Annotated in this window: 3 protein-coding genes; 1 reads left to right on the top strand and 2 read right to left on the bottom strand. The window is 74.4% G+C overall.

Features of this window, described 5'->3' with window-relative positions:
* Window positions 1-819, bottom strand: an 819-nt coding sequence (locus ACWGN5_RS41045; RefSeq protein ID WP_453523910.1) for an MFS transporter, incomplete at its 3' end; no start/stop codon positions are given.
* A 108-nt stretch (window positions 820-927) separates the two neighbouring features.
* Here ACWGN5_RS41045 and ACWGN5_RS41040 point away from each other — a divergent pair.
* Entirely contained in the window at window positions 928-1,647 is a 720-nt protein-coding gene (locus tag ACWGN5_RS41040; protein ID WP_453523913.1) for a FadR/GntR family transcriptional regulator, read from the top strand.
* On the opposite strand, the gene ACWGN5_RS41035 is transcribed toward ACWGN5_RS41040, so the two are convergent.
* Entirely contained in the window at window positions 1,586-2,002 is a 417-nt protein-coding gene (locus tag ACWGN5_RS41035) for a hypothetical protein (RefSeq protein ID WP_453523907.1), read from the bottom strand. The two genes, ACWGN5_RS41040 and ACWGN5_RS41035, sit on opposite strands and share 62 nt — an antisense overlap.
* Window positions 2,003-2,199 lie beyond the last annotated feature (197 nt).

The following is a 2,199-nucleotide window of genomic DNA, read 5'->3' as shown; positions in this document are numbered from 1 at the left end:
GGCCTGCGGTGCGCGGGCCTGCGGTGCGCGGGCCTGCGGTGCGCGGGTCCGCGAGGCGACGGCCCGCGGCGCGGGGGCCTGCGACGCGAGGGTCCGCGAGGCCGGGTCGCGCGGTCCCTCCGCGGGGGCCGCGGCGGCCTTCGGCGCCGTGTCGGCGTCCCGGTCGCGCAGGAGCGGCAGCCAGGCCAGCACGGCGAGCGCGGCGAGGACCGCCCAGACGCCCAGGCCGAGGCGCCAGCCGCCGCCGAGGGCGTCGGTCATGGGGACGGTCGCGGCCGCGGCGACGGAGGTGCCCAGGGCGAGCGCCATGGAGTAGAGCCCGGTCATGCTGCCGACCCGGTCGGGGAAGTACCGCTTGACGATCACCGGCATCAGGACGTTGCTGACGGCGATGCCCATGAGGGCGAGGGCGCTGGCGGCCAGGAACGCGGCGGTGCCGGTCGCGAAGGGCCTCAGGACGAGGCCGGTGAAGATCGCGGCCATGCCCGCGCAGACGACGGCGGCGGGGCCGAAGCGGCGCGCGAGGCGGGGCGCGGTGATGCCGAAGACGGCGAAGCAGAGCGGCGGGACGGAGGTGAGGACACCGGCGACGGTGCCGCTCATGTGGAGGTCGGCGCTGACCTCTTCGAGGAGCGCGCCGAGGCTGGTGATGGCGGGGCGCAGGTTGAGCGCGGCCAGGACGAGTCCGACGGCGACGATGCCGAGGGCCCAGCGGCGCGCCGGGGCGGCACGGTCCGGTGCGGGAGAATCGCCGGCGGTGGCGGGGCCTGCGGACGGCGCGGTCGCGGCAGGGTCGAGGGTCTTCTGCTCGTCGGACATGAGGCCATCATAGAATCATGGGATGATTGGTTGTCCAATCTCGAACCGTTCAATCTCGAACGGTCTCATCTCCACCGCTCCAGGCTCGAATCAATGGGAAGGCGTTCCATGGCCCTCGGTCACCCCCGGCGCACCGGTCTCTCCGATCAGGTGATCGCCGAGCTGCGGAACCAGATCACCTCCGGCGAGTGGCCGGTGGGTTCGCGCATCCCGACCGAACCCGAACTGGTCGAGCAGCTGGGCGTCGCCCGCAACACCGTGCGCGAGGCGGTCCGCGCGCTCGCGCACAACGGCCTGCTCGACATCCGTCAGGGCTCGGGGACGTACGTCGTCGCCACCAGCGAGCTGGCGGGCGTCATGCACCGCCGCTTCGCCGGCTCCGACCCCCGGCACGTCGCCGAGCTGCGCTCCACGCTCGAGTCCGCCGCGGCCCGGTTCGCGGCCGAGCGGCGCACGGAGCGGGACCTCAAGCAGCTGGACGCGCTGCTCGGGCGGCGCGAGGAGGCCTGGGAGTCGGGGGACGCGGAGCGGTTCGTGACGGTCGACGCGGCCTTCCACCACGCGGTCGTCGCCGCCTCGGGCAACGAGGTGCTGACGGAGCTCTACGCGGACCTGGGCGATCTGCTGCGGGACTGGCTGCGCGACGACGTCGGGCAGGTGCTGCGGCCGGAGAACCACATGGACCACGCGCGCCTGGTGGACGCGATCCGCGAGGGTGATGCCGAGCGGGCCGGCACGGAGGCGGCCGGCTACCCCTTCATGTGCCTCAGGAGCCCCGTACCGGAGGAGAGTCGGGGGCAGGAGCCGGATCCGCGGGCTCGTGCGTGATCCAGGCCGACCGGACCTCCTTCCAGCAGCGGCCGGTGACCCGGGCGTAGTCGGCGGGTTCGACCTCCACGGGGGCGCTGTCGCTGTCGACGTCCCACCAGCGCTCGCACTCCACGTGGAGGCGGATCCGGTCGGTGCGGGGGTACGGGTTGCTGCAGTGCGCGGTGACGCGGGAGCCCTCGACGACGGTGCGGCAGGAGGCCCCGAAGTTCTCCGGTTCCTGTGCTGTCGGGGCGGCGGCCGGGAGCTCCTCGGCCGGGGCGGGAGCGGCCCGCAGCTCGGTGGCCACGAACGTCCCGGTGATCAGAACGGCGACGGAGGCGAACGCCCCGAAGCTCTGGCGTATCGCGCGCATGCCCGTACCTCCTCCCCGTCAGCAGCAGAACATCACGCTCTGCCTCAGTCTGGGGTCATTCGGGCTACTTTTCGACCCGTGCAGGAGTTGCGGAACGGCGAGGGCCGTGGGGGGGGGGCGGGGGGGGGGCGCCCCCCCGCGCCCCCCCCCCCCCCCGCCGGGACAACCCCGCGCGGGGGGAGGCCCCCCCCCAGGGG

It is taken from the genome of Streptomyces sp. NPDC055815, from assembly GCF_053616475.1.
Note: the sequence above shows the minus strand (reverse complement) of the source record. Positions and strands in the feature narration are given on the sequence as shown.